The 25,531-nt window shown below is 70.8% G+C and carries 23 protein-coding genes; 14 read left to right on the top strand and 9 right to left on the bottom strand.

Going from position 1 to position 25,531, the window contains the following annotated elements:
* Window positions 1-8 precede the first annotated feature (8 nt).
* The 5 genes from DFR74_RS20490 to tsaD all read left to right on the top strand — a co-directional run bounded on the left by DFR74_RS20490 (window position 9) and on the right by tsaD (window position 4,121).
* Window positions 9-1,064 carry an alpha/beta fold hydrolase gene (locus DFR74_RS20490; RefSeq protein WP_067507235.1) on the top strand — a complete coding sequence of 352 codons (1,056 nt, stop codon included), beginning with the start codon at window positions 9-11 and terminating at the stop codon, window positions 1,062-1,064.
* A 295-nt stretch (window positions 1,065-1,359) separates the two neighbouring features.
* Window positions 1,360-1,806: a tRNA (adenosine(37)-N6)-threonylcarbamoyltransferase complex ATPase subunit type 1 TsaE gene (gene tsaE, locus DFR74_RS20485; RefSeq protein WP_067507232.1), complete on the top strand. Its 447-nt coding sequence runs from the start codon at window positions 1,360-1,362 to the stop codon at window positions 1,804-1,806.
* Between the two features lie 76 nt (window positions 1,807-1,882).
* A complete protein-coding gene (tsaB, locus tag DFR74_RS20480) occupies window positions 1,883-2,569 on the top strand; it encodes a tRNA (adenosine(37)-N6)-threonylcarbamoyltransferase complex dimerization subunit type 1 TsaB (protein WP_067507229.1) in 687 nt (228 codons plus the stop codon).
* A gap of 38 nt (window positions 2,570-2,607) precedes the next feature.
* Complete coding sequence (rimI, locus tag DFR74_RS20475; RefSeq protein WP_067507456.1) at window positions 2,608-3,081, top strand: ribosomal protein S18-alanine N-acetyltransferase; 474 nt, start codon at window positions 2,608-2,610, stop codon at window positions 3,079-3,081.
* Entirely contained in the window at window positions 3,078-4,121 is a 1,044-nt protein-coding gene (tsaD, locus tag DFR74_RS20470) for a tRNA (adenosine(37)-N6)-threonylcarbamoyltransferase complex transferase subunit TsaD (protein WP_067507225.1), read from the top strand. Before rimI ends, tsaD begins: the two co-directional genes overlap by 4 nt.
* Before the next feature lie 260 nt (window positions 4,122-4,381).
* Here the strand turns inward: tsaD and DFR74_RS20465 are convergent, their stop codons facing one another.
* On the bottom strand, window positions 4,382-5,986 hold the full coding sequence (locus DFR74_RS20465) for an Hsp70 family protein (RefSeq protein WP_067507454.1): 1,605 nt from the start codon (window positions 5,984-5,986) through the stop codon (window positions 4,382-4,384).
* Between the two features lie 664 nt (window positions 5,987-6,650).
* On the opposite strand from DFR74_RS20465, the gene groES reads away from it, so the two are divergent.
* Both groES and groL read left to right on the top strand, forming a co-directional pair.
* Window positions 6,651-6,953 carry a co-chaperone GroES gene (groES, locus tag DFR74_RS20455; RefSeq protein WP_014349218.1) on the top strand — a complete coding sequence of 101 codons (303 nt, stop codon included), beginning with the start codon at window positions 6,651-6,653 and terminating at the stop codon, window positions 6,951-6,953.
* A 180-nt stretch (window positions 6,954-7,133) separates the two neighbouring features.
* Complete coding sequence (gene groL / locus DFR74_RS20450) at window positions 7,134-8,744, top strand: chaperonin GroEL (RefSeq protein ID WP_067507217.1); 1,611 nt, start codon at window positions 7,134-7,136, stop codon at window positions 8,742-8,744.
* 257 nt (window positions 8,745-9,001) lie between these two features.
* Here the strand turns inward: groL and DFR74_RS20445 are convergent, their stop codons facing one another.
* The 3 genes from DFR74_RS20445 to DFR74_RS20435 form a co-directional block, all read right to left on the bottom strand.
* Window positions 9,002-9,253, bottom strand: coding sequence for an RskA family anti-sigma factor (locus DFR74_RS20445; protein ID WP_067507214.1), 252 nt, complete (start codon window positions 9,251-9,253; stop codon window positions 9,002-9,004).
* A 1-nt stretch (window position 9,254) separates the two neighbouring features.
* Window positions 9,255-9,830 (bottom strand): sigma-70 family RNA polymerase sigma factor, encoded by a 576-nt coding sequence (locus DFR74_RS20440; RefSeq protein WP_067507211.1) that lies wholly within the window; start codon window positions 9,828-9,830, stop codon window positions 9,255-9,257.
* A 424-nt stretch (window positions 9,831-10,254) separates the two neighbouring features.
* On the bottom strand, window positions 10,255-10,548 hold the full coding sequence (locus DFR74_RS20435) for a WhiB family transcriptional regulator (protein WP_067507208.1): 294 nt from the start codon (window positions 10,546-10,548) through the stop codon (window positions 10,255-10,257).
* Window positions 10,549-11,196: 648 nt separating this feature from the next.
* Between DFR74_RS20435 and DFR74_RS20430 the strand changes: the two genes are divergently transcribed.
* The 3 genes from DFR74_RS20430 (at window position 11,197) to DFR74_RS20420 (ending at window position 13,804) form a co-directional block, all read left to right on the top strand.
* On the top strand, window positions 11,197-12,057 hold the full coding sequence (locus DFR74_RS20430) for a hypothetical protein (protein ID WP_113975216.1): 861 nt from the start codon (window positions 11,197-11,199) through the stop codon (window positions 12,055-12,057).
* Window positions 12,058-12,183: 126 nt separating this feature from the next.
* The gene (locus DFR74_RS20425) at window positions 12,184-12,762 is read left to right on the top strand and encodes a sigma-70 family RNA polymerase sigma factor (RefSeq protein ID WP_067512282.1); all 579 of its coding nucleotides are present in this window, start codon (window positions 12,184-12,186) and stop codon (window positions 12,760-12,762) included.
* The gene (locus DFR74_RS20420; protein WP_084537997.1) at window positions 12,755-13,804 is read left to right on the top strand and encodes an anti-sigma-D factor RsdA; all 1,050 of its coding nucleotides are present in this window, start codon (window positions 12,755-12,757) and stop codon (window positions 13,802-13,804) included. The genes DFR74_RS20425 and DFR74_RS20420 overlap by 8 nt, the downstream gene beginning before the upstream one ends.
* A 196-nt stretch (window positions 13,805-14,000) precedes the next feature.
* Here DFR74_RS20420 and DFR74_RS20415 read toward each other — a convergent pair whose 3' ends face one another.
* Window positions 14,001-14,414: a DUF5319 domain-containing protein gene (locus tag DFR74_RS20415; protein WP_011207424.1), complete on the bottom strand. Its 414-nt coding sequence runs from the start codon at window positions 14,412-14,414 to the stop codon at window positions 14,001-14,003.
* A 234-nt stretch (window positions 14,415-14,648) separates the two neighbouring features.
* Between DFR74_RS20415 and guaB the strand changes: the two genes are divergently transcribed.
* Window positions 14,649-16,193 (top strand): IMP dehydrogenase, encoded by a 1,545-nt coding sequence (guaB, locus tag DFR74_RS20410; protein WP_113975215.1) that lies wholly within the window; start codon window positions 14,649-14,651, stop codon window positions 16,191-16,193.
* Window positions 16,194-16,575: 382 nt separating this feature from the next.
* Window positions 16,576-17,736 carry a GuaB3 family IMP dehydrogenase-related protein gene (locus DFR74_RS20405; RefSeq protein ID WP_067512288.1) on the top strand — a complete coding sequence of 387 codons (1,161 nt, stop codon included), beginning with the start codon at window positions 16,576-16,578 and terminating at the stop codon, window positions 17,734-17,736.
* Between the two features lie 72 nt (window positions 17,737-17,808).
* Here the strand turns inward: DFR74_RS20405 and DFR74_RS20400 are convergent, their stop codons facing one another.
* Window positions 17,809-18,609, bottom strand: coding sequence for an alpha/beta fold hydrolase (locus tag DFR74_RS20400; protein ID WP_067512358.1), 801 nt, complete (start codon window positions 18,607-18,609; stop codon window positions 17,809-17,811).
* Between the two features lie 60 nt (window positions 18,610-18,669).
* On the opposite strand from DFR74_RS20400, the gene guaA reads away from it, so the two are divergent.
* On the top strand, window positions 18,670-20,250 hold the full coding sequence (guaA, locus tag DFR74_RS20395; protein WP_067512290.1) for a glutamine-hydrolyzing GMP synthase: 1,581 nt from the start codon (window positions 18,670-18,672) through the stop codon (window positions 20,248-20,250).
* A 39-nt stretch (window positions 20,251-20,289) separates the two neighbouring features.
* The gene (locus tag DFR74_RS20390) at window positions 20,290-22,869 is read left to right on the top strand and encodes a hypothetical protein (RefSeq protein WP_067512293.1); all 2,580 of its coding nucleotides are present in this window, start codon (window positions 20,290-20,292) and stop codon (window positions 22,867-22,869) included.
* Window positions 22,870-23,013: 144 nt separating this feature from the next.
* On the opposite strand, the gene DFR74_RS20385 is transcribed toward DFR74_RS20390, so the two are convergent.
* The 3 genes from DFR74_RS20385 to DFR74_RS20375 all read right to left on the bottom strand — a co-directional run bounded on the left by DFR74_RS20385 (window position 23,014) and on the right by DFR74_RS20375 (window position 25,514).
* The gene (locus DFR74_RS20385; protein ID WP_067512295.1) at window positions 23,014-23,226 is read right to left on the bottom strand and encodes a hypothetical protein; all 213 of its coding nucleotides are present in this window, start codon (window positions 23,224-23,226) and stop codon (window positions 23,014-23,016) included.
* Complete coding sequence (locus DFR74_RS20380; RefSeq protein WP_067512297.1) at window positions 23,219-24,793, bottom strand: PspC domain-containing protein; 1,575 nt, start codon at window positions 24,791-24,793, stop codon at window positions 23,219-23,221. Before DFR74_RS20380 ends, DFR74_RS20385 begins: the two co-directional genes overlap by 8 nt.
* Before the next feature lie 82 nt (window positions 24,794-24,875).
* Window positions 24,876-25,514 (bottom strand): MspA family porin, encoded by a 639-nt coding sequence (locus DFR74_RS20375; protein ID WP_084537998.1) that lies wholly within the window; start codon window positions 25,512-25,514, stop codon window positions 24,876-24,878.
* Window positions 25,515-25,531 lie beyond the last annotated feature (17 nt).

Raw genomic sequence — 25,531 nt, 5'->3', positions numbered from 1 at the left:
GCGGCGGCATGGCGACCGCCGGTGTGGTCGGCGCGCTGGCCGGTGCCCACGCGCTGCGCCGCGCCGGGGCGAGAGTGCTGTCGCCCGCGCGCCGCGACGAGTACCGCGACGAGGATTTCGGCCTGATCGAGGCAGACCGCCCCGGCGCGGTGGTCACCGAAGACGGTGTGCGCCTGGCCGTTCGCGAGTGCGGGCCGCCAGAGGCACCGCTCACCGTGGTGTTCGTACACGGGTTCTGCAACAGCATGGAGTCGTTCCACTTCCAGCGCCGGGATCTGGCGCGGCGCTGGGGCGACGCCGCGCGGCTGGTGTTCTTCGACCTGCGCGGGCACGGCCGCTCGGGCACGCCGGCCACCGAGAGCTGCACCGTCGCCCAGCTGGGTCGCGATGTGGCGGCGGTGGTGGAGGCCGTGGCGCCCGCCGGCCCGGTCGCGCTGGTCGGGCATTCGCTGGGCGGAATGGCGGTGCTCGCCGCGGCGGCCCAGTTCCCGGACCTGTTCGCGCGGCGGGTCGTGGCCGTGGGCTTGCTCTCCACCGCGGCCGCCGAGGTGACGGCGGCGGGCATCACCCAACTGCTGCGCAATCCCGCGATCGACGGTTTCCGGCTGGCCGTGCACACCGCGCCCGCACTCGTGCAGGCCGGACGTTCCACGGTGCGCCACCTCATCGCGCCGATCCTGCACGTCAGCTCGTTCCACGGCCCGGTGAGTCCCACGCTCTCGCGCTTCACCACCCTCATGATCGACGGCACCCCGGTGGAGACGATCGTGAAATTCTTGAAGGCGATTGAGCTGCACGATGAATCGGCCGCCCTGCCCACGCTGGCCGGTCTGCCCGTGCTGGTGCTCGGCGGCGCGCACGACCTGGTGATCCCGTTCCGCAACTCCCGCGCCCTGTCGCGGGCGCTGCCCGACAGCGAACTCATCCGCCTAGCGGGCGCCGCCCACATGCCGCATCTCCAGTTCCCCGACACCGTCAACGACGCGTTGCACGCGCTGATGCTGCGCGCGGGCATGTTCGCCGACGAGCCCGATGTTTCGTTGCGCCACACCGGCGGAGCGTGAGCAATAGCGTTCGGCGAGGGACGGCCTACCGGATCGAGGACGCCGTAGTCCTCACCTTGCCCGCACGGCCGCCAGGTTGTCCACGCTGTCGGGCGTCCCCTTGGGACAACACCGTGACGCCGGCCACCGAGACGCCGGACACCGCTCCACGAGCCCGTCACCCGGCGGGCCACACCGGCGCCCGCCGGATATCCGGGGGACCGCGGCCCTATCGCATGCGCCCGGTGACGGACCTGCTCCCGCCCCGTCGGTACGCTCGGACCAGTTCTCCGGAAGTCGTGACTGGGAGGTAAGGGTGGAGCAGCGGCGGGTTCTGCCCACCGTCGAGGACACCGAGGCGCTGGGGCGTGAGCTGGCGGCGGAACTCGGGGCGGGGGATCTCGTCGTGCTCGACGGTCCGCTGGGTGCGGGCAAGACGGCGCTGACGCGCGGTATCGCGGCCGGGCTCGGGGTGCGGGGCCGGGTCAGCTCGCCCACCTTCATCATCGCCAGACAGCATCGCGCGGGCGAACGCGCGGACGGGCCCGCGGTGCCGCTGGTGCACGTGGACGCCTATCGGCTGGGCGGCGACCTCGACGAACTCGACGCGCTCGACCTCGACACCGACCTGCACGACGCCGTGGTCGTGGTGGAGTGGGGACTCGGTGTGGTGGAGCATCTCGCCGACCGGCACCTGCGCGTGCGGCTGAGCCGCGAACCGGAATCCGACACGCGGACCGCGGTGTGGGAGTGGATCGAATAGACGCCGGTCACACCGGCGTAGCTATCCGGTAGCTCCGCGTCGGGGCCGAGTACCACCCGGTATCGTGGGGCCAATCATGCTTGTACTCGCTGTCGACACCGCGACGCCCGCCGTTACAGCGGGACTGGTGGATCTGGAGCCCGCCGCCGACGGCGTCGCGCTGCGCACCGTCGCCGCCCGGGTCCGGGTCGACGCCCGCGCGCACGCGGAGGCGTTGACGCCGCAGATCCTCGAATGCCTCACCGAGGCAGGGCGTTCCAGGACCGATATCGGGGCCGTCGTCGCGGGCGTGGGGCCGGGGCCGTTCACCGGCCTGCGGGTGGGCATGGCCACCGCCGCCGCGTTCGGTGACGCGCTCGGCATTCCGGTGTACGGCGTGTGCAGTCTCGACGCCATCGCCGCCGACGTGTGCGCGCAGGAGGATCTCGGCGAGCGCGAACTGCTCGTCGTCACCGACGCGCGCCGCCGCGAGGTGTACTGGGCGCGCTACCACGCGGGCGCGCGCGTGGCCGGGCCCGACGTGATCAAGCCGGGAGAGCTCGACGTGGCCGGCGCCGCCGCGATCGCCGGGTCCGCCTCGCACGTGGACCTGTTCGACCTGGCCGTGCTGCCCGTCGAAACGCCCTCGCCCGCCGGACTGGTGCGCGTCGCGGCCGCCGAGCTGCTCGCGGGCACCGTGCCCGAACCGCTCACCCCGCTCTACCTGCGCAGGCCCGACGCCGTGGAGAACAGCTACCGCGCCCTCGACCGGACGGGGGCGTGACGGTGGACCACCCCACCCCCGGAATCCGCATCGCCCCGATGACGCCCGCCGACATCGAGCGCTGCGTAGAACTCGAGCACCTGCTGTTCCCCGAGGACGATCCGTGGCAGGCGGTCGCGTTCCGCTCCGAACTCGCGGGCCCGCACAACTGCTACATCACCGCCCGCGACGAGCGCGGCCGCATGGTCGGGTACGCGGGTGTCGCGCTGCTCGGTGATGCCGAACACCCTGAGGCCGAGGTGCACACCATCGGCGTCGACCCGGAGTACCACCGAGCGGGCATCGGCACGCTGCTGCTGGAAGCGCTGCTCGCCGAGGCGGGTAAGCGCGGCGGGCCGGTGTTCCTGGAGGTGCGCACCGACAACGCGCCCGCGATCGGGCTGTACGCCAAGCACGGCTTCCACATCATCGGGCTGCGCAAGAACTACTACCACCCCAGCGGCGCCGACGCCTACACCATGCGCAGGCCGGAACTGACCGCGCTCCCGCTCCCTGACGAGGTGCTGTCGTGATCGTCATGGGCATCGAATCCTCCTGCGACGAAACGGGAGTCGGCATCGTCCGCCGCCTGCCCGACGGCAGCTGCGAGCTGCTGGCCGACGAGGTCGCCTCCAGCGTCGACCAGCACGCCCGCTTTGGCGGAGTGGTGCCGGAGATCGCGTCGCGCGCACACCTCGAGGCGATCGTGCCCGCCATGCGCCGCGCGCTGTCGGCGGCGGGGATCGCCAAACCCGACGCGTTGGCCGTGACCATCGGCCCCGGCCTCGCGGGTGCCCTGCTGGTGGGCGTCGCGGCGGCGAAAGCGTATGCGGCGGCGTGGGATGTGCCGTTCTACGCGCTGAACCACCTGGGCGGACACGTCGCGGTCGACACGCTCGAGCACGGCCCGATGCCGCCGTGCGTGGCGCTGCTGGTCTCGGGCGGGCACACGCATCTGCTGCACGTCACGGATCTGGCGGAGCCGATCGTGGAGCTGGGCAGCACCGTCGACGACGCGGCGGGTGAGGCGTTCGACAAGGTCGCCCGGCTGCTCGGGCTCGGCTTCCCCGGCGGGCCCGCGCTGGACGCGGCCGCCGCGTACGGCGACCCGAAGGCGATCGCGTTCCCGCGCGGGATGACCGGGCCGCGCGACGCCCGCTACGACTTCTCCTTCTCCGGACTCAAGACGGCTGTGGCCAGGTATGTGGAAGGCGCGCAGCGCCAAGGGAACACGACGGAGAATCTGCCGATCCCCGATATCGCGGCGTCCTTCCAGGAAGCCGTCGCCGACGTGCTCACCCTGAAGGCGGTGCGCGCCGCGCAGGACGTCGGCGTGAGCACGCTGGTGCTCGGCGGCGGCGCGACGGCGAACTCCCGCATCCGCTCGCTGGCCGAGGAGCGGTGCGCCGCCGCCGGTATCACGCTGCGCGTGCCGAAACCGCGCCTGTGCACCGATAACGGCGTGATGATCGCGGCCCTGGGCGCCCACGTCATCGCGGGTGGCGCGGCGCCGTCCTCGCTGACGGTCGCCACCGATCCGGGGCTGCCGGTGTCGGTGAGCCAGATCGCCTGACGGTCCGCGAATCACGCTCACACATCTGGTTTCGCGCTGCCGGGGACAGCCCCCTGCCGACCACCCGGGAGCCTCGCGTCTGGATCGGCAGACCGAGGGAGAGGCTGCTCGACCATGGCGCGAACGGTGACGATGCCGACGGGCCGGACAGCTCGGCGGATGCCGCGTGGTCGCGGTGACCCTGATGCGGGTCGGCGACACAGCCGAGTCCGGGAGCGATGCGCCCGCGAATCACCCGCGCGCGACCGAGGATTCGGCCCTCAGTCCGTCGGCGCGAGCTGGAGCGGGCTGGGCTCCGCCGAATCGGGGGTGGACGAGCCGGAGTTGGCGCGCGGGAACGGGAACGGGATACGGGTCTGCGCCGGCGCGGTGGTGGGGCCGGTGGTCGTCGGCGACTCGGTGTTGTTCGGGTTCCGATCGAGCTGCGAGGAACCGCCCGGGGCGGCCGGATTCGCGCCCGGTGTGGGCGTGGTCGGCGTGGTGGGGCTCAGCAGCGGGCCGAGCAGCTCTGGGAACGGGATCGGCGGCAGATTCGGGTCGGGCCGCAGCGTGGGCGTGGGCGTGGTGGTGGTGGCCGACGGCGTCGCCACCGTGCTGGTGGGCGTGGTCGGCTGGGTAGTGGCGGGCACCGTGGTCGGCACGCTGCCCGTGGGATAAACGGTGGGCTCGCGGTCCTCCGTGGTGACGGTGCCCGCTCCCGTGGGCGGAGCGACGGTCACCGGCGGGGCGGGCGGCACCAGCGCGCTGCTCGTGGTGCCCGCGGGGGAGACCTCCTCCTCGGAGGTGGGCGCGAATGTCTTGAAGCCGTAACCGATCACGAGGCCGACCACCACGATGGCGCCGGCCAGCGTGCCGACCACCTTCGTGAACGTGCCCGACGACGCTTCCGCGCCGAGCGCGGCCACCGGGAACACCGAGGGCTGCGCGGAGTCGGCGACCAGCGCCGCGCCCTTGGCGATCACGGCCTCGGGGTCATCGACCGTGATCACGGGCAGCTCGAGGTCGGACTCCAGCGCCGCGACGACAGCGGGGATATTGGCGCCGCCGCCGATCACCGCGACCGCCTGCGGGAACTTGGGCGCCCGCGCGAAGACGGCCTGCGCGAATCCGGTGGCCTCGCCCAGCAGATCGGCGATCAGTTCCTCGAAATCGGCCCTGGTGAGCTTGAGCGGGCGACCCGCGACGTGGTCGATGGTGACCGCGGGCGCGATCGACAGATGCTCCTTGGCGGCGCGCCCCCGGTTGGTGAGCATGCCGCGATTCGGCCGGGTACCGCGGCGGGCGTAGTGCACGTCGACCAGGTGGTGGTAGATGAGGTCGTCGATGGCGTTGCCGCTCACCGCGTGGGTGCGCTGGGAGTGCAGGACCGTGCTGTCGGCCGGATCGGCCACCGTGACGCTCAGCCCCGTGGCGCCCAGGTCGACGACGGCGACGGTCTCGTAGCGGTCGAGCAGACCGGTGTGGCGCAGGTAGGTGAGCGCGGCGACGCCCTCGGGCACCAGTTCCAGCGCGCGCTGCCTGCCGGTCGCGGACCGGATCACCTGCGCCTGTTCCTTGTTGCGGTAGGCGACGGCGACGGAGGTGGGCGGCTTGCCCGCGGCGGCCTCGAGCCCGGGCGGGTGCGACCCCGCGAAGCTGACGCCGACGGGATGGCTGGGCCATGCGATGTCGTGCGGTGTCTGCTGGACGGGCAACTGCGTGGTCATCAGATCGATGGAGGACGCGACGAGATCGCCGATGTCGGAATGCGCGGCATCGGCGGACACGACGCGGTAGTCGAAACTCTGCGCACCGTTGGACGCGGTGGCGACCAGCGCCGAGCACACGACCTCGTTCCCGGCGGAGATACCGAGGCTTGTTCGCATGTTCACCTCCCTTCGAGCGGATGGTCACGGTGTCGCCGACCATCTCGAATGGACTGCCGCAACGCCGCGTGGTCGGCGAGCGCTCCGGACTCGGGACCCGGTCGTTCCGTTCGGCCTGGTGGGACGGTGGAGCCGCTCCGGATCACGTGTGGACTTGCCCTGTGTGGATTCGCACGGTGGTGATGTGGGATCGCACTGTGGTGAAGCTCTTGTGACGCCGTACTTCGTATTTCGTTACCTGACGATGGCCCCCGCGGGCGCCGGTTCGTGAGAGAGACCAGAGGCGGGAACAACCGTCGTCAATACTGTCACAATCCGTTATCCGAACGTTACAGATTTCCGGAACCGATGGGAAGCCCCCGGGCCCCGGGGTAACCAACACTGCTCAGTGTGGGTTCGGCGCGGCCGCGGGCGCCGGATTGGCAGAACCCGGCCTTGAGCGCTGGCACTCTCATGTATAGAGTGCTAGTGGCACTGGTGAACGTGGTGGCCGGGCGATCGTCCACCCCGCGTATCGCCGGTGTCAGGCAGTTGTGACCACTGGGCCGGGTCCCGGCACCCGCGACGACGGGGCTGTGCGCAGGGGTCGTGCACCGTGACCGAACCGACGGTCCGGGACAACAGTCCCGGACGACCGTAATCCCCTGAAAGTGGAGGGCTCAACGTGGCGAGCGTGAACATCAAGCCGCTCGAGGACAAGATCCTCGTCCAGGCCAACGAGGCCGAGACGACGACGGCCTCCGGCCTGGTCATCCCGGACACGGCGAAGGAGAAGCCGCAGGAAGGCACCGTCGTCGCCGTCGGCCCCGGCCGCTGGGACGAGGACGGCGAGAAGCGGATCCCGCTGGATGTCCAGGAGGGTGACACCGTCATCTACAGCAAGTACGGCGGCACCGAGATCAAGTACCAGGGTGAGGAGTACCTGATCCTGTCCGCGCGCGACGTGCTGGCTGTCGTCAGCAAGTGACCGCGCTCGGCGCGGGCCCGACCGGCCCGCGCTTCCCGGCCTCGTCCGGGATCGAGTCGTAACGACGGTGCCCCGGTTCCCCTTCCACGGGGCCGGGGCTCTGTCGTTTCAGCCCCCAACCGGGCGGCGGGTCACGGCCCCACCGGGCCGCGCCGCCCCGGAATCCGAGGAAAAGGACTTATGGCAAAGCAGATCGAGTTCGACGAGAAGGCTCGCCGGGCTCTGGAACGCGGCGTCGACAAGCTCGCCGACGCGGTGAAGGTCACCCTCGGCCCGCGCGGTCGCCACGTGGTGCTCGCGAAGGCCTTCGGCGGCCCCACCGTCACCAACGACGGCGTCACCATCGCGCGCGACATCGACCTCGAGGACCCGTTCGAGAACCTGGGCGCCCAGCTCGTCAAGAGCGTCGCCACCAAGACCAACGACGTCGCCGGCGACGGCACCACCACCGCCACCGTGCTGGCCCAGGCGCTGGTGCGCGGCGGCCTGAAGAACGTCGCGGCCGGTGCCAACCCGATCACCGTCGGCGCGGGCATCGCCAAGGCCGCCGACGCGGTCTCCGAGGCGCTGCTGGCCGCGGCCACCCCGGTCTCGGGCGAGCAGGCCATCGCGCAGGTCGCCACCGTGTCCTCGCGCGACGAGGAGATCGGCGAGATGGTCGGCAAGGCGCTGACCACCGTCGGCAAGGACGGCGTGGTCACCGTCGAGGAGTCCTCGACGCTGCAGACCGAGCTCGTCGTCACCGAGGGCGTGCAGTTCGACAAGGGCTATCTCTCGCCCTACTTCGTCACCGACACCGACACCCAGCAGGCCGTGCTCGAGGACGCCCTGGTGCTGCTGCACCGGGACAAGATCACCTCGCTGCCCGACTTCCTGCCGCTGCTGGAGAAGATCGCCGAATCCGGTAAGCCGGTGCTGATCATCGCCGAGGACGTGGAGGGCGAGCCGCTGTCCACCCTGGTGGTCAACGCGATCCGCAAGACGCTCAAGGCCGTCGCCGTCAAGGCTCCGTTCTTCGGCGACCGCCGCAAGGCGTTCCTCGACGACCTGGCCGTCGTCACCGCCGGCACCGTGATCAACCCCGATCTCGGCATCACCCTGCGCGAGGCGGGCATCGAGCTGCTCGGCAAGGCGCGTCGCGTGGTCGTCACCAAGGACGACACCACGATCGTCGACGGTGCGGGCAGCGCCGAGGACATCGCGGCCCGCAGCGCGCAGCTGCGCCGCGAGATCGAGGCCACCGATTCCGATTGGGATCGCGAGAAGCTCGAGGAGCGCCTGGCCAAGCTGTCCGGCGGTGTCGCGGTGATCAAGGTCGGCGCGGCCACCGAGACCGCGCTCAAGGAGCGCAAGTACCGCGTCGAGGACGCGGTGAGCGCGGCCAAGGCCGCCGTTGACGAGGGCATCGTGCCCGGTGGCGGCACCGCTCTGGTGCAGGCCGCGGCCAAGCTGGTCGAGCTGCGCGATTCGCTGTCCGGTGACGAGGCCGTCGGCGTCGAGGTGGTCCGCAAGGCGCTCGAGGCGCCGCTGTACTGGATCGCCAGCAACGCGGGCCTGGACGGCGCCGTGGTGGTCGGCAAGGTCGCCGAGGGCAAGGACGGCTTCAACGCCGCCACCCTCACCTACGGCGATCTGCTCACCGACGGCGTCGTGGACCCGGTGAAGGTGACCCGGTCGGCCGTCGTGAACGCGGCCTCGGTCGCGCGCATGGTGCTCACCACCGAGAGCGCCGTGGTCGACAAGCCGGCCGAGGAGGCCGACGACCACGGACATCACGGTCACGCGCACTGATCGCGGTATGGCGAAGGCCCCCGGACATGTTCCGGGGGCCTTGTCGTTTCGGGGATGTGCGCGAGGGCGGATGTCCGCGGGAGGCGGATCTCGACGGCCTGCGCGGCGTGCGCGAGAAGTGACGGGGGAACCGCACCGTCACCCTGGCACCGACGGTGATCGTGGGGACCGGCGCTCGGACGCGCACGAGGTCCGGGGGAGCGAGCAACCGAGCCGGGAGCGTCTCCTCGGGCCCGGGCGGAACCGGTGAATCTCGATCAGGAGGCCACTGGTGGTTGCTCGGCGGCGATGGCCGCGAGCAACCGGGCGCGCAATGCGGGTGGCGGCGCGGTGGCCGTCACGGCGGAGAGGGTACACAGAGCGTCTTTGGTCTGCTGTACCTCCGCGAGGAACACGGCACGTAGTACCGGATCCTCACCGTCGAGCAATTCCTGTACCGCGTGATGGTCTTCGTCGTCGATCGATCCGAGCGCGACGGTGTGCGCGAGATCGACCTGGCCTTCGTTCATCTCACGTCACCCCCAAACTTTTCTTCAGTCGTGTCAATCCGTCCCGAATCCGGGACTTAACGGTCGGTAACCCTACGCCGAGATGGGTGGCCACTTCCGCGTAGGTCCGGCCGCCGTAGTAGGCCAGCGAGATGGCTTCCCGCTGTGTCTCGGTCAGGCCGGTGAGCCCGGCGAGGACGGCCTGTTGTTCGAGCCTGCGCTCGACCTCTTCGGTCACCTCGTCGAACTCGTTGCCGAGCACCCGCACCCCGTACGCGACTTCCCGCACGGTGTGCGCCTGTTCGGCGCGGACCCGGTCGACGGCACGCCGGTGGGCGAGCGTCATCAACCACGTCACGGCGGACCCCTTCGCGGGGTCGAAGCTGGCTGCGGTTCGCCAGATCTGGAGATACACCTCTTGTGTCGTCTCCTCCGCGTACCCCGGGTCGTGGAGCACCCGGAGCACCAGACCGAACACCCGAGCCGACGTTCGGTCGTACAGTTCGGCGAAAGCTTCCTGGTCGGACTCGCCGCAACGATGCAAGAGAGCGGCTAGCTCGATGCTTTCGGCTGCGCGTGCCGACACCGCAGATTCCACGCTCGGTGGGATGGCTTCTCTACGGAACGAGTCGCCCTCTGCGGCCGGCGGCCGCGTTGTCACAACGCTCCATTCTGTGTCATCGGTCACTACCGTAGCGCGTTGCTATCGCCTCCTTCCGGCGGGGTCGGCAAGAAATGGCAACGGCCCAGCTACGGTGCCGTGCGAGCGCGACACGCCGGGCGATTCAGCTGTGGCACACCGGGAGCCGACGCGCGGCTCCGCTCCGACGTCCGTGCGTCCGCGGGCGGCTCGCAAGGAGCGCTGCCTGCGGATATCGCGATGCCGTACCTCGACGTCGGTCCCGGGCGCGCTCGGCGATGGGCCGTCGGGCGCCCGGCCGGTGATCGAGCATCCGGTGTAGCAGGGGCCGGTTGTTTGGGAAGTCATTCGGCGCCCCGCAACGCGCGGATGGGTCGCTTGTTCAGACTGCCATTCGCCTGCGGTTGCGCCGGGCGTGCATCTCGCGCTCGGTCTCGGACATGCCACCCCAGATGCCGTAGGGCTCGCTGACCTTGAGCGCGTGGCTGCGGCACTGCATCAGGACGGGGCAGGTGCGGCAGATCTCCTTGGCGCGCATCTCGCGGGCGGTGCGGGCGCGGCCGCGCTCGCCGTCGGGGTGGAAGAACACCGCCGAGTCCACGCCGCGGCAGGAGCCGCGCATCTGCCAATCCCAGACATCGGCGTTCGGTCCGGGGAGGTGGGTGGGCATGGGCATGGTGAACTCCTCGTAGTGCGAGCTCGTCGGCGTTGTCGAGCAGTGTGTCTGCAACAGTCGTGGGCCACATCGCGATCGGCGATGCCCCGCGGCTCGCCCTTCGCGGTCGCTGCCATTTCGCGCGGCGCCGTCCGTGGCGATGAGCTACGTTAGGTCCAGCCGCGAAATTCCGTCAATAGTTCGGCGCACCGGTTTTCTGAATCCTTAATGGCGAGATTTAACCTGGGCGCTGTTTACATTTAACAGGTCATCCGGTAATACTGGCCGGTTGGCCAGTGGGCGGCGCGCTGATCCCTGCTCGCATGCGCCGAGTGTTTGCGCAGTTCAGTTCATATTTTTCTCGGTACGTTCCGGTATCGGAGGGGTGTGCGGGGCCGTCGGGGCGCCCTCGAGGGAGTGGTGGAGGCTGCTATGTCGAGAGCCTATGAGATGGCGGAAACGCGGCGCCGAGGTTAATTGCGCGAAACGCATGTGAATTCGAGTGGTCGCCGATCCCGGGGCGCCGGACGAGATTTACGTGATGGAAACATCAATACCGTGCAAGAAATGCTGGAGGGTTGCCGGAAGGTTTCGGGCGCCCCGGAACCGGAGGGCGACCGGCGGTGGGCCGGGGTTGGTGCGCGGGCCGTATTCGCGCAAGATCCCCCTGTGGATGTTCGATATGAAGCCCTCGCCGACGCCGCGTTCGGCGGCCGCCCCGGCATGTCCGCTGCCGAGTTGCCAGCCGCCCACGACGCCTACGGCCACTGGTTGCGCGCGGTGGTGCTCGGGGGACAGGGCCGCTACGCCGCGGCCCGCGCCGAACTCGCTCGGGTGCGCGCGGGCGGGGCCGATCCGGTGCTGCTCTCGCTCGCCGCGAGCACCCGCGGCTCGCTGCTGCGCCAGCTCGGCTGGCACACCCTCGCCTCCGGCCCGGACGGTGACGCGGCGGGCCTGGCGCTGCCCCTGATCGCTTCGCGTGCTGCCTCAGGCTCGGACGAGGGACCGCTGCCCGGGCTCGGGCGCCCGTACCGCCCTGACGCGTACGACGCCGCCGCCGACGCCCTCACCGGGCTCGCGGCCGACGCGCTCGGCGTCGGCAGGATCGCCCTGGCGCGGCGGCTGCTGGCGCGCTGCGCCGCCACCGTGCCCGACGACCGGTGGCGGGCCGGGATCCGGCGGCACTGGGTGTCGGCCGAGGCCGAACTCGCCGCGGGCGCCGCCGAGGCGGCGTTGCCGCACGCGCGCGCGGCCGTGGCGGCCGCCGACGATGCGTCTTCGGTACGGCACCGGATCAAATCGCGGCTGCTGCTCGCGGCCGCGAGTGCCGCGGCGGGCGATCTCGGCACCGCGAAGGTGATGGCCGACATAGTCGCGGCCGACTGCCGGGAGCGCGATCTGCTGCCGTTGCGGTGGGCGTGCGCGATGCTGCGATCCGGTCTCGGCGAGGCATCCGCGGAGAGGGAGGCGCGGGCCTGCTCGGCCGAGATAGCCCGTCGTGGGGGCACTTTCCGACCGCTCGGGTTGTAGTGACAACCGACCATGTTGCCCGGCCGCGCGCCGGGTGTCGCTATTGTTAGACCCGTTCCGCAAACACTTGCGGGAGCACAGGTCATCGGGCCGGTGCCACTTGTAACGCCAGGAATATCTCTGACGATGACTCACTCGGGCGAAGAGCTGGACCTCGCCGTCACTGCCGCAGCGCAGGGCGACAGATCCGCTTTAGCTCAGGTACTCGAGCTGATCCGCCCGCTCGTTGTCCGGTATTGCCGTGCGCGTATCGGTGCGGCCGAGCGGGGCCAGCTTTCCGCCGACGATGTTGCGCAGGAGGTATGTCTGGCCGTGATGACCGCGCTGCCCAGGTATCAGGACCAGGGCAGGCCCTTCATGGCCTTCGTATACGGAATCGCTTCGCACAAGGTCGCCGACGCACATCGCAACGCCGCTCGTAACAAGGCGGAGGCGATGGCCGAAGTACCAGATGTCATATCCACCGACCAAGGCCCGGAGCAGCGAGCTCTCGAATCCGAGACGAGCAGGCAGATGAACCGTCTGCTCGCAACGCTTCCTGAGAAGCATCGGGAGATCCTGATCCTGCGCTTGGTCATGGGTTTGTCAGCGGAAGAAACCGCGGTCGCCGTGGGCAGTACGGCGGGTGCGATACGAGTGGCCCAGCACAGGGCACTCGCGAAACTGAAGTCACAAGTGGCGAGGGCAGGTGAAATGTATGGCTAGGGATGACTGGAAGGCGCGACGTGGATCGCGTAACAGCGGTCCCTACGCCGAGGGCGCCGGCGACAGCGGCCCGGTCGACATCGTCGCGGTACGCCGCGACGATGCTCTGATCGACGCCATCGCCGGTGGTGGGCCGGTGCAGACCGACAACCCGGAGGAGTTCCAGCTCGCCTCGTTACTGGCGGACTGGCGCGCGGAGCTCGTGGCTCCCGACCTACCGGCGGACCCGGATCTGGACACGGTGTTCGCCGCGGTGAACCAGGAGATCGGCGCCCGTAAAGTCCGGGTGAGCGCGGCCAATCGTGGCCGGCTACGCCTGGTCGGCCCGATCGCGGGTACCGCGGCCGCACTGGCTCTCGTCTTCGGCGGGGTGACGGCGTTCTCCTACAACGCCGAACCCGGTGATCCGCTGTGGCGGGTCAAGGAGGTCGTGTTCAGTGAACAGGCGCAGACCACCGTGGTGGCGCGTGCCGATTCCGAGCTGACGCAGGCCCGGCAGGCGATCGAGCAGGGCAACGCGGCGCAGGCCCGTGCGCTGCTGGAGCGGGCTCAGGTCAACGTCTCCCAGGTCAGTGACGACAGCACCAAGCGGGATCTGGCCGGTCAGTGGCAGCGCCTGCTGGCGGAGCTGCGGGGCATCTCGCCCGAGATCGCGGCCCAGCTCGAGCAGACGCTCGATCCGACCGCGCCCACCACGCCCGGCTCGACCGCGCCGGTGCCGCCGACCAGCGACGTGACCAACACGATCATGGGCGTGCCGCCGGAGTCGTCGACGTCGCAGGAGCCGTCCGAGACCGAGCCGACGGAGCCGCCGACCAGGCCGACCACGCCGCCCGTGGACACCACCGCCCCGGCAACGCCTCCGGTCGAGCCCACCACGCCGCCTACGTCCGCGCCGACGACCCCGCCCACCGCGGTGCCGACGTCGGCGGGCACGGTGGCGCCCACCCGGACGCATGTCGAGGACGGGCCGGGCACGATCACCATCCCGATCCCGAACATCCCCGGCTTGCCCGGTGGCGAGCAGACGCCGCCGAGGTGACCTCGGGGGTAATCGATCTCACAGTCCGCGGCGGTTCGCCGTGGGTGGCCCGTCGGCCGTCGCCGGCGGGGCGAGCGACATCACATCGATGCGTGCGTTGTGCGGGATGTCGTGAAGAGGGCGCCCGGAAACAGCCGGGCCGCAGCCGATCTCCACGGGAGGTCGGCTTTTTCGTGTCGGTGTGCGCGAGCCGGGATCAGCTGTCGAAACCGTCGAACCCGTCGCCGTGGAAGGCCTCGTTCATGGACGCGTCCGCGTAACCGCGGCAGTAGTCCCAGGTGACGTACGCCTCCGGCGTCGGGTCGTAGGCGGGCTCGTGCGGGCGCACCGTGCCGTCGACCAGCAGTTGGAGCAGGTTGGCGCGCAACATGTCCCAATCGTGGTAGTGATCCTGCCTGCAGTCCTCGCAGCTCACGACGAGCCCGCGGATACCGCGGTGCGCCAATAGGGCCTCGTACACCGCGAGGTCGGCGAGATCCTCCTCGACCGCAAGGCGCTCGTGGGGATCCAGCGGTTCGCCGGGCTCGATGGCATCGAGTGCGGCGGACGGGTCGGAGGGGTCTCCGGCGAACGGATCCGGCGGCAAGCCAGGTGGTAGATGGTCACGCACACACCCACGGTACGCAGAACAGGGCGGTCTGCGCCAGCGATGGCGGGTGCCAGTTTCGCGAAGCGCCCGGCTCGGCCCGTCGTCGGCGGGGTTTGCGGGACAGATACCATGGACGGCAGGCGCCGGACAGTTCCCGACACGCTGACCTCGCCGCCACCGTCCATCCCATCAGTTGTGCGCGACGCCGGTTCGCCGGCGTCTCTCGCTTTCGACGTCCAGGAGGGGTCGATCCGAATGAGTAATCCCGTATCGGGCGAACGGCTCGCAGTCCGCCCCCCTACGGGTGGCGACGACCCGAACAAGGTCGCCATGCTCGGGCTCACGTTCGACGACGTGTTGTTGCTGCCCGCCGCCTCGGATCTGATCCCCAGCTCCGTGGAGACCTCGAGCCTGCTCACCAAGGAGATCCGGTTGCGGACCCCCCTGGTGAGTTCGGCGATGGACACCGTCACCGAGGCCAGGATGGCCATCGCGATGGCGCGCGCCGGCGGGATGGGCGTGCTGCACCGCAACCTGTCGGCGGCCGATCAGGCGGCCCAGGTGGAGACGGTGAAGCGGTCCGAGGCGGGCATGGTGACCGATCCGGTGACCTGTCGCCCCTCCGACACCCTCGCCGAGGTGGATGCGATGTGCGCCCGCTTCCGCATCTCCGGACTGCCGGTGGTGGACGAGACCGGCGCGCTGGTGGGCATCATCACCAACCGCGACATGCGCTTCGAGGTCGACCAAGAGCGCCGGGTCGCCGACGTGATGACCAAGGCCCCGCTGATCACCGCCCAGGAGGGCGTCACCGCGGAGGCCGCGCTGGGCTTGCTGCGCCGCCACAAGGTCGAGAAGCTGCCGATCGTGGACGGCAACGGCCGCCTGCGCGGGCTCATCACCGTCAAGGATTTCGTCAAGACCGACCAGTACCCCGACGCCACCAAGGACCGCGACGGCCGCCTGCTGGTCGGCGCCGCGGTCGGCGTGGGCGCGGACGCCTGGTCGCGCGCCATGTCGCTGGCCGACGCCGGTGTCGACGTGCTGGTGGTCGACACCGCGCACGGCCACCAGGCGCAGGTGCTGCAGATGGTCGCCAAGGTCAAGGCCGAGGTCGGCGACCGCATCCAGGTGGTGGGCGGCAATATCGCCACCCGCGCGGGTGCCGCGGCGCTGGTCGAGGCGGGCGCCGACGCGGTCAAGGTGGGTGTGGGCCCCGGCTCGATCTGCACCACCCGCGTGGTGGCCGGTGTCGGCGCGCCGCAGATCACCGCGATTCTCGAGGCCGTGGCCGCGTGCAAGCCGCACGGTGTGCCGGTCATCGCCGACGGCGGCATCCAGTTCTCCGGTGACATCGCCAAGGCCATCGCGGCGGGCGCGTCCACCGTCATGCTGGGTTCGCTGCTGGCGGGCACCGCCGAATCGCCGGGCGAGCTGATCCTGGTGGGCGGCAAGCAGTTCAAGAGCTACCGCGGCATGGGGTCGCTGGGCGCGATGCAGGGCCGCGGCCAGGCCAAGTCGTTCTCCAAGGACCGCTACTTCCAGGACGACGTGCTCGCCGAGGACAAGCTGGTCCCCGAGGGCATCGAGGGCCGGGTGCCGTTCCGCGGCCCGGTCAACCAGGTCATCCACCAGCTGGTCGGCGGCCTGCGCGCGGGCATGGGCTACACGGGCGCGCAGAGCATCGCCGACCTGCAGCAGGCGCAGTTCGTGCAGATCACGGCGGCGGGTCTCAAGGAGAGCCACCCGCACGACATCACGATGACCGTCGAGGCCCCGAACTACACCGGCCGCAACTGAGCGCGGGCCTGCGCGGGCCGGAGGACCCCGGCTCGCGTAGACCTGTGGCCCTTCTCCATCGGACGACAGGCGACTAGGTTCGTAGTCGGGTTTCCGCCTGCCCGGAACAGGGCCGATCTCCCATGACTTTCGCGTTCGGCGCACATCCGCCAGACGAACGCGTCCAACTCACCCGGGGCAGGGTGAACAACAGAACACATCGAACGCTCTCACCCTCGCCACCACGCACGGAGCGAGCCCGACGAGCGACCGTTCGCGGCCCGTCTCGTGGCCCGGCGATCGAAGCGCACGCGCGTCAGCGCGAGTCTCGATCGCCGGGACGCGAGACAGGAAGGGGCGCGAACACGCGCGCCCCGGCGCGCCAACCACACAGGAGGATCACGTGCGCGACATGGTCGAGATCGGCATGGGCCGGACGGCCCGGCGTACCTACGAACTGGACGACGTCGACATCGTGCCGTCGCGGCGGACCCGGTCGTCGAAGCAGGTGTCGCTGGCGTGGCAGCTGGACGCCTACCGCTTCGAGATCCCGTGCCTGGCCCATCCCACCGACGCGCTGGTCTCGCCGAAGTTCGCCATCGAGCTGGGGCGCCTCGGCGGCTTGGGCGTGATCAACGGCGAGGGCCTGTGGGCCAGGCACGCCGATGTGGAGTCCAAGATCGAGCAGCTGCTGGAGCTGGTCGGCAAGGGCGGTTACGAGCGCGCGGTGGCGCTGCTGCAGGAGCTGCACGCCGCGCCGATGCAGCCGGATCTGCTGGCGGCGGCGGTCGCGGAGGTGCGCGCGGCCGGGGTGACGGTGGCGGTGCGGGTGAGCCCGCAGAACGCGCGCGCCGTGACGCCCGGACTGTTGCAGGCGGGTGTGGACCTGCTGGTGGTGCACGGCACGATCATCTCCGCCGAGCACGTGGGCGACGGCGAGCCGCTGAATCTGAAGACGTTCATCGCCGAGCTGGACGTGCCCGTGGTGGCGGGCGGGGTGAGCGATCACCGCACCGCGCTGCACCTGATGCGCACGGGCGCGGCGGGCGTCATCGTGGGCTACGGCTCGTATCCCGGTGCGACCACCACCGGCGAGGTGCTGGGCATCGGGGTGCCGATGGCCACGGCGATCGCCGACGCGGCGGCCGCGCGCCGCGACTACTTGGACGAGACCGGCGGCCGCTACGTGCACGTCATCGCCGACGGCGATATCGCCACCTCGGGCCAGCTCGCGAAGGCCATCGCGTGCGGTGCCGACGCGGCGGTGCTCGGTGTGCCGCTCGCCGTATCGGCCGAGGCGCCCGGTCGTGGCTGGTACTGGCCGTCGGCCGCCGCGCACCCGTCGGTGCCGCGCGGCTCGCTGCTGCACGTGGCCGATCCGTGGGATCTGGGTGGCGAGCCCGTCGAGCAGGTGCGTCCGAGCCTGGAGCGCGTGCTGTATGGCCCGTCCGATGATCCGTTCGGCTCGCTGAACCTGGTCGGCGGCCTGCGCCGCTCGATGGCGAAGGCCGGGTACTCGGATCTGAAGGAGTTCCAGAAGGTCGGGCTCAGCGTCCGCGCCTGAGCGGCTGACCTGGTGCGCCGCGGTTTTGCTGGGGGAGCGGCTTCGGCGGGCACGGCCTGCGAGCCGACCCGCTCAGCGCACCCGCAGCGGTGACACCCGTTCGCGCAGGAATCGGCGGATGGTGTGGTTCACCGATTCCGCGTGGGTCATCGTGACGGCCAGGCGCGCGCCGTCGATCTCCGCGTAGGTCGAGTCGGTCAGGGCGTCGGCGAGCTGGGTGGTGCGGTCGCGGCCGATACCGCTGCGGGTGGCGTGGATGACCAGGGCCGGGCAAGTGATCTCGGCCAGCCGCTCGTGCACGGAGTCGCGGGCCAGCAGCGCGCCGGCGGCGGCGTCGAGGCCGCGGCGGTCGCTGGTCAGCCAGCGCCTTGTCCAGACGCCGCGGTGGTGTTCGTCGTCGCCGATGAGCCAGGTGGCCAGCCGGTGCACGGCGCGTTCCTTCGCGTCGTCGTCGCACCACTCGTCCAGGAACTGCTGGGTGGCGCTGGCCTGGTGCGGCGTGGGTCCGTGCGCCTCGGTGGAGATGAGGATGAGCGCGGCCACCCGCTCGGGCGCGATGAGCGCGGTGCGCAGCGCGGTGAACCCGCCCTGGGCGGTGCCGCCGACCACAGCCCGTTCGGCGCCGACGTGGTCGAGCACGGTGAGCGCGTCGCGCGCGGAGGTCCAGTAGGTGAAGGGCAGCCCCTGGTCGGTGGTGCGGCCGTGGCCGCGCGCGTCCCAGGCGACGACACGGAATTCCGGTGCCAGCGCGGCGATCTGTGAAGCGAACATGGTGTGGTCCATGAGAAATTCGTGCGCGAGTAGCACCACCGGTCCGCCGCCCCCGCTGTCCTCGTAGTGGATGTCGGCGTCTACCGCGTGGGCGAAGGGCACGAGCAAGAGGATAACCAGCGGTGGCGGGGTGCGAAGGGGGTTTGGCGGGCTCACTAGACTGTGGCGGTGGCAGAATCCCAGAGACCGGTCCTCGTCGTCGACTTCGGTGCCCAATACGCTCAGCTGATCGCCCGGCGCGTGCGCGAGGCGAGCGTGTACTCCGAGGTGATTCCGCATACCACCACGGTCGAGGAGATCGCGGCGCGCGAGCCGCTCGCGGTGATCCTGTCCGGCGGTCCGTCCAGCGTGTACGCCGAGGGCGCGCCGCAGCTGGACGCGCGGCTGTTCGATCTGGAACTGCCCGTCTTCGGCATCTGCTACGGCTTCCAGGCGATGGCCCAGGCGCTGGGCGGCACGGTCGCGCACACCGGCACCCGCGAATACGGCCGCACCGAACTGAACATCGACGGCGGTCTGCTGCACGGCGGCCTGCCCACCATCCAGCCGGTCTGGATGAGCCACGGCGACGCGGTGACCGACGCGCCCAAGGGTTTCGAGGTCACCGGCACCACGGCGGGCGCGCCGGTCGCCGCGTTCGAGGACAAGCGGCGCCGCCTGGCCGGCGTCCAGTACCACCCCGAGGTGCTGCACTCCCCGCACGGTCAGCAGGTGCTGAGCCGCTTCCTGCACGAGCTGGCGGGCATCCCGGCCACCTGGACGCCGGCGAGCATCGCCGAGTCGCTGGTGCAGCGGGTGCGCGAGCAGGTCGGTGACGGGCACGCGATCTGCGGACTGTCGGGCGGCGTGGACAGCGCCGTGGCCGCCGCGCTCGTGCAGCGCGCCATCGGCGACCGGTTGACCTGTGTGTTCGTCGATCACGGCCTGTTGCGTTCGGGCGAGCGCGAGCAGGTGCAGCAGGACTTCGTGGCCGCGACGGGCGCGAAGCTGGTGACCGTGGACGCGGTGGACAAGTTCCTGGGCGAGCTGAAGGGCGTCACCGACCCGGAGGAGAAGCGCAAGATCATCGGCCGGGAGTTCATCCGCTCCTTCGAGGACGCGGTGAGCGAGGTCGTGGCCGAGCACGGCGCCGAGGACGGCGCGGCGCCCGAGGTCGAGTTCCTGGTGCAGGGCACGCTCTACCCCGACGTGGTGGAGTCCGGCGGCGGCAGCGGCACCGCGAACATCAAGTCGCACCACAATGTCGGCGGCCTGCCGGAGGATCTCGAGTTCGAGCTGGTGGAGCCGCTGCGCCTGCTGTTCAAGGACGAGGTGCGCGCCGTCGGTCGCGAACTGGGCCTGCCCGAGGAAATCGTGGCCCGCCAACCTTTCCCGGGTCCGGGTCTGGCGATCCGCATCGTCGGCGAGGTGACCGCCGACCGTCTGGCCACGCTGCGCCAGGCCGACGCGATCGCCCGCGAGGAGCTCACCGCCGCCGGTCTGGACCGCCAGATCTGGCAGTGCCCGGTGGTGCTGCTGGCCGATGTCCGCAGCGTCGGCGTGCAGGGTGACGGCCGCACCTACGGCCACCCCATCGTGCTGCGCCCGGTCTCCAGCGAGGACGCCATGACCGCCGACTGGACCCGCTTGCCCTACGAAGTGCTGGAACGCATTTCGACGCGCATCACCAACGAGGTGGCGGAAGTGAACCGCGTGGTCCTCGACGTCACCAGCAAGCCGCCGGGCACCATCGAGTGGGAGTGAGCGGCGCGGGATGTCGCTGTGGCATGCCATGATTCGGCCATGTCCGCGCCCGCGGTGCTGTCCGGTTCCACGCTCTACCTCGACTGGGTGCGGGGTGCCGAGCCCGGTGCGGTAGCGCGCGCCGAGCGGGTCGTGGCCGAGATCGCGGACGGGTTGCGCCGCGGCTGGGAGAAGCCCGCCCGGTACGTGGGTGATATCGCGGCGTCGGCGCGCGGGCTGCCCGCCGGGCATCTGCCCTGGTTCTGGGACACGGTCGCACACCGGCTCGCCGCGAACGCGGACGGTTCCCGGCTGGGCGGGCGCTTCCGCAAGGCGGCGGGTGCGGCGTATTCCCGTGCGCGGCAAGCCGAACGGGAGCACGACCTGCCGATCGACGCGGATTTCCGCGTGCGCAACGCGCTGCTGATGGCCCGGCACGGGGCGATCCCGGTCAAAGAGCTGGCACCGCAGCAGAAATGGCTGGCCCAGCTATTTCCACCCGGCGACGCGCACACCGAGTTCGTGCGACTGCTCGAGGCGTGGTCGGCGGGTGGCGGACCGCTGGGCGCGGACTGGCACCGCCGGGTGCGGGCGTCGGCGAAGGCGGCCGGGCTGCCGGTGGACGAGGACGCCCGCGTGCTGGCGTCCGTCCTCGGCGTAGGCCGGGGCGGGGAGGTGCCCGACGGTCTACTCGACGGTGCCGCAGCCGTTTTCGCCTCGGCGAAGCCCGCGCCGGCCACCGGCCTGCTATCGCTGTTCCCGGAGACGAACACCGACGGCGGTGCGCTCCTGCGCATGCTGGACGCGGCGGGCACGGTCGACGCGATGGCCGATGCGGAGAGCACGCCCGACCTCGATCCCGCCGAGTGGTTGGGCAGGTTCTATCACCTGTACTGCTACCGGAAGGTCCCGTACGGCGGCATCATCGAACAGCCCATGCCCGCCGAGCTTTTCGACGCCGTGCGGCGCTGGGCGCCGAGACTGCGCGCGAATGGTGCGCCGGTTCGGTTGCGCGAGAGCCGATTCACGCACAGCCACGTGGACACCGACCTGGCCGATGCCCTGCTCGCCGAGGGCATCCCGCTCGACACCGGACGGTCGAAACTGTCCTACCGGGGCGGTAACTCGCGCCGTGACCTGCACGCGCTCGCCGCGCACCCCGAGTACGGCCCGCAGCTCGAGCGCCTGATCCACGCCCACCGTGGCACGCACGGTTCGGCGATCGGAAAGCTGCCCGACAACCCCGGCATCGAGGCGAGTGTGCATGCGCGCGTACTCGCCGTCCTGGAGCGGGTCCGCGGCGGCGGACTGCTCACCGCCGAGCACGCGATCGAGGAATTGGACGGCCTGCTCGACGCGCCGACGGTGCGCGCGCTCGACGGTATCGACGGTGCGCTGGCCGGGCTGGACGGGACCGGGCCGCTGCTGCGCACGGTGCGCGCGGGCATCCCTGCCGAATTCCACTGGCCCGCACTGGAAGAAGCGCTCACCGAGGTGGGCGAGGTGGTCGGTGCGACGGCGACCTGGCCCGCGCTCACCGTGTTCGGTGTGGACCGCGCCGTCACCGTCGGTGCCGAGAAGGTGCTCGCGCGCACCGAGTTCCGGCTGCCGCCGGAGGCGGCGTGGCATCTGGTGCTCGGCGTCGGCGGCGATTTCCTCGTCGCGTACGCCACCGCTGGTTGGCGACACAGCGCGCCCTACGCGTTCTGGGCTTCGGCGCCGGGCGAGGTTTTCGAACCCGACGAGGACAATGGACTGATCTGTCGCGGTTCCGGCGGCGGCGCGCTCGGCTACCAGTTCGCCACCGGCGACGGCCGCCACGACGGCGATCACGTGCTGCGGCCCGGCGATCAGCACGGCGTCGGACGATACGACATGCAGCTCAGCGACGGTGTGCGCCTGTGGAGTGCGCAGTACAGCGTCGGGGGTAGGAACGAATGGTCGGAGGTCGATCCGGTCACCGGGGAACGCACCGATACCTTCTCGCTCCCCAAATTCTTCGCGCCCGACGACGTTCCGGAAGGGCGACAGCTCGCGTGGACGCAGCTGTCGTATGCGCCGCTGCCCGACGGGGTCGACTCCCCATTGGGTTCGGCGAACGGGCTCACCGGGTTTCGTGTCACGCGGGACCGTGCGTCGGAACGCGAGTATGTCCTCGAAGGGATGGACGGCCGGACCGCGACGTTCGCGGGCGGGGCGCACCGGGACCTACCGTGGGGTGTGGTCCGGATGCCGGGCGGCGATACCGGCGTGGTCGTCACTCACGACGTCGTCGATGTCTTCGCCCCGATGCGCGCGCACGTGGACGATTCGCCGCTGTGGGAGGTGCGTTCGTTCCCCGACCCGCGCGCGTACCGCGAGCCGGACCCGCTCGGGCGAGCGATGATGCCGCCGCCCGCGTTCTGGCACTTCCTCCGTCCGCGCGATCCCGCCGGTTCCCGGGCTTTGCGGCGGTTCGACAGCACCGCCGCGTCCGCGCTGATCAGCGACGGCGTGGTCCCCGCGGAGGTCACCGATCCCGTGCTCGCCGACGCGATCCGCGCCTTCGGTGCGCGAGCGGCGGCGGTGCTGCGGCACCGGGAACAGCTTTCCGTTCGGGTGGCGACGATGCGGTCGGAAGCGCGTTCGGATCGGGGATAGTTCGGACGGCCCCGCGCGGGAGGGGCGCGTGTGCTCGAACGCCGACGGCCGCACAGGAATTCGGGCTCCACGCGGCGGATGTCGTGCCCGGCCGAAAACGCCGAGAGGCCCGTCCGCGCGGACGGGCCTCTCGGCGTCACATCTTCAGGAGCGTTTGCGGGGCGAGATCACCAGGATCAGGCCGATGATGATCGCCGCGATCACCACCACCCAGCCGAAGGAGATGGCGCCGCCCAGCGTCGCCGCGGATCCGATCAGTCCCACGGTGCTCACCGTGAGTGCGAGCAGACCCACGATGAGCAGCGAGGCCGAGGGGCCGCGCTCCCGGGTACGTTCGAGTTCACCATGCTCAGCCATGCCGCACCTCCACACTGCCCATCCGGACGTTCATATCGAGATCGAGCACCGGGGCGCCCGGGGTGTTGGGGCCGACCACGCCCTCCGGGCACAGGGCGTCGCCCATATTGGCGGTGCAGTCGGCGCGTACGGTCATGCCCTCGGGCACCAGCACGCGCCCTTCGCCGAGGTGCACGTCGACGGTCACCGCGCGGTTCTCGGTGAGGTTCAGCGAGCGCAGATCCAGCGTGCCCGAACCCATCGTCACGCGGTATTCGTCCTGCAGGTCGGCCATGGTGGCGGGCGTCCAGAGCTGTTCGCCCATGGTGGTGCGGTCGAACTCGATCGGGCCCACCATCGAGGCCAGCAGCACGAACCCGGCCAGCGGGGCGGTCACCACCAGCAGTCCGTATCCGCGCCGCAGGAACGCGCCGAGCACCAGTCCGAAGCCGACCACCGCCAGCGCCACCGCCGCGATCCGGCTCGCCGTCATCCACTCCGCGCCCGCCGCGGCGATCGCGCCCGCACCGGCCGCGGCCAGGATGGCCAGGCCGAGCACGACCGGCGTGAACCGGGAGCGCGGACGCTTCGGCGGGGGAGCGACCACCGTGTGGGTGGGTGTGGGCTCGGGCAGATCCCAGGCCAGCGGGGCCACACCGAGCGGGTCCCACGAGGGCGGGGTGCGGTCGGCGAACACGGAGACGGGCTTGTCCACGGACGGTTCCTTGGTCAGCGAGGTAGGAGCCTTCGCGGCATCAGACCTCGGGGATGCCACGGAGGCCGGGTCCGCCGCCCCGGGCTCGGACTTCGTGAACTCCGACGATGACCCGGCCGAGGCGGGCTCGGTCAGGGGGAACGACCGGGGCGATGACGAGGAGACGGCGGCTTCGGACACGGTCGCTGCGGCTTGGGACGAAGATGCGGGCGAGGCGGACCCGGCCGACGCGTCCGGTGACGAGGTCCGGAGCACGTCGGTGGGCTGATCGACCGGCACGTGCGGTGCCGGTACATACGCGTCGGGCAGCTTCGTGTACGGCGTGTACATGGTGTCGGGGTAGTAGCCCGCCGAGCGCACCGGACCGGTCGGGAACACCGCGCCGGGGTAGCCGGTGGCGGCGAGCCCGTCGGCGAAGCCGAGGTCGGCCGCGCTGGTGCCGGGCGGCGGCTGCGGGCACCGCATGAACAGCATCCACCAGCCTGCCAGCATCAGCGCCAGGCTGATCATCCCCGACCCGGCCAGCCCGACCCCGATCGGACCGACCGTGGTGAGCGCGATGGCCAGCGCCACCATCAGCACGACCGTCTTGGTCTGCGACTGCGAACTCTGCCCGCGCCCGAACAGCGATTCGGCGGCCGAGGACCGGTCGCCCGCCTCGTTGAACAGCAGCCAGGCGAGCAGGTACAGCACGATGCCGGCCCCACCGAAGAAGGTGGACACCACGAACGCCACCCGCACCAGCACCGGATCGACGTTGTAGCGCTGCCCGAATCCCGCGGCGACGCCCGCGATCGGGCCGTGCCGCGACAACCGCACCGGGCGGGTGTGCCACATCTGCTGAAGCTGCTCGCCGAAGCTCGTTCTCGTCATGGTTCCCATGGTGGGCCGGATCGGTGCCCCGGCGCATCGGGGGGAACCCTGAAAATCGACCCGATCATCGTGTCGGGGCCGCTCAGAGCACGAACGGATCCCCGAACACCGCGCCCTCGGCGGTCACGTCCATCGTGTCGACCGTGATCAGCGCGTACGCCTGCACGGTCAGCGGGCCTGCGCAGTCCTGGACCTGGATTCTCCGGTCCCGGCTGACGACGTATCCGGTGCTCCCGGGAACCAGCTCCCGCTCGCCGACCGGCACGTCGACCACCTCGCCCGGCGCCATCGACAGGTCGACGCCGACGCCCGCGCCCAGACTCGGGCCGATGCTCACATCGAGGCCGGGCAGCAGGCCCGCCGGGGTGAGCCCGACGTGCGCACCCGACCCGGCATCGATCCCGATCCCCGCGTCCACGTTCAGCGACGCCGACAGATCCACCGCGCACGCCACGAAGTACCCGGTCTTCAACCAGCCGGTGCCGTCGGAGACCTCCCCGTACACCGTGTTGTCGAGGTACACCACTCGGTTCGTCGGCATCCCGTTCGGCGATCCCACCGGCCGGGCCGCGTGCTCGGTGTGCCCGACCGTGTACTCCAGCCCGCCGGGCGCCGAGTAGGTCTTCTCGTGCCCGGCCCCGTCGACGGCCACCGCTTGCCCGGCCGCCGACACCCATCCCATGCCGATCGCGACAGCGACCAACCCGGACTTCCACATCATCGGGCTTCCCCCTCACT

The sequence above is a fragment of the Nocardia puris genome, from assembly GCF_003315035.1.
In the GTDB taxonomy this organism is placed as follows: Bacteria; Actinomycetota; Actinomycetes; order Mycobacteriales; family Mycobacteriaceae; genus Nocardia; species Nocardia puris.
Note: the sequence above shows the minus strand (reverse complement) of the source record. Positions and strands in the feature narration are given on the sequence as shown.

Bases quoted from the DNA above. Each gene is read 5' to 3' on its own strand.
- DFR74_RS20375 (WP_084537998.1), bottom strand. From the start codon at position 25,514: ATGATGTGGAAGTCCGGGTTGGTCGCTGTCGCGATCGGCATGGGATGG.
- tsaB (WP_067507229.1), top strand. From the start codon at position 1,883: ATGCTTGTACTCGCTGTCGACACCGCGACGCCCGCCGTTACAGCGGGA.
- groL (WP_067507217.1), top strand. From the start codon at position 7,134: ATGGCAAAGCAGATCGAGTTCGACGAGAAGGCTCGCCGGGCTCTGGAA.
- DFR74_RS20380 (WP_067512297.1), bottom strand. From the start codon at position 24,793: ATGACGAGAACGAGCTTCGGCGAGCAGCTTCAGCAGATGTGGCACACC.
- guaB (WP_113975215.1), top strand. From the start codon at position 14,649: ATGAGTAATCCCGTATCGGGCGAACGGCTCGCAGTCCGCCCCCCTACG.
- DFR74_RS20445 (WP_067507214.1), bottom strand. From the start codon at position 9,253: ATGAACGAAGGCCAGGTCGATCTCGCGCACACCGTCGCGCTCGGATCG.
- DFR74_RS20490 (WP_067507235.1), top strand. From the start codon at position 9: ATGGCGACCGCCGGTGTGGTCGGCGCGCTGGCCGGTGCCCACGCGCTG.
- DFR74_RS20465 (WP_067507454.1), bottom strand. From the start codon at position 5,986: ATGCGAACAAGCCTCGGTATCTCCGCCGGGAACGAGGTCGTGTGCTCG.
- DFR74_RS20435 (WP_067507208.1), bottom strand. From the start codon at position 10,548: ATGCCCATGCCCACCCACCTCCCCGGACCGAACGCCGATGTCTGGGAT.
- DFR74_RS20390 (WP_067512293.1), top strand. From the start codon at position 20,290: ATGTCCGCGCCCGCGGTGCTGTCCGGTTCCACGCTCTACCTCGACTGG.
- DFR74_RS20420 (WP_084537997.1), top strand. From the start codon at position 12,755: ATGGCTAGGGATGACTGGAAGGCGCGACGTGGATCGCGTAACAGCGGT.
- rimI (WP_067507456.1), top strand. From the start codon at position 2,608: ATGACGCCCGCCGACATCGAGCGCTGCGTAGAACTCGAGCACCTGCTG.
- DFR74_RS20425 (WP_067512282.1), top strand. From the start codon at position 12,184: ATGACTCACTCGGGCGAAGAGCTGGACCTCGCCGTCACTGCCGCAGCG.
- DFR74_RS20385 (WP_067512295.1), bottom strand. From the start codon at position 23,226: ATGGCTGAGCATGGTGAACTCGAACGTACCCGGGAGCGCGGCCCCTCG.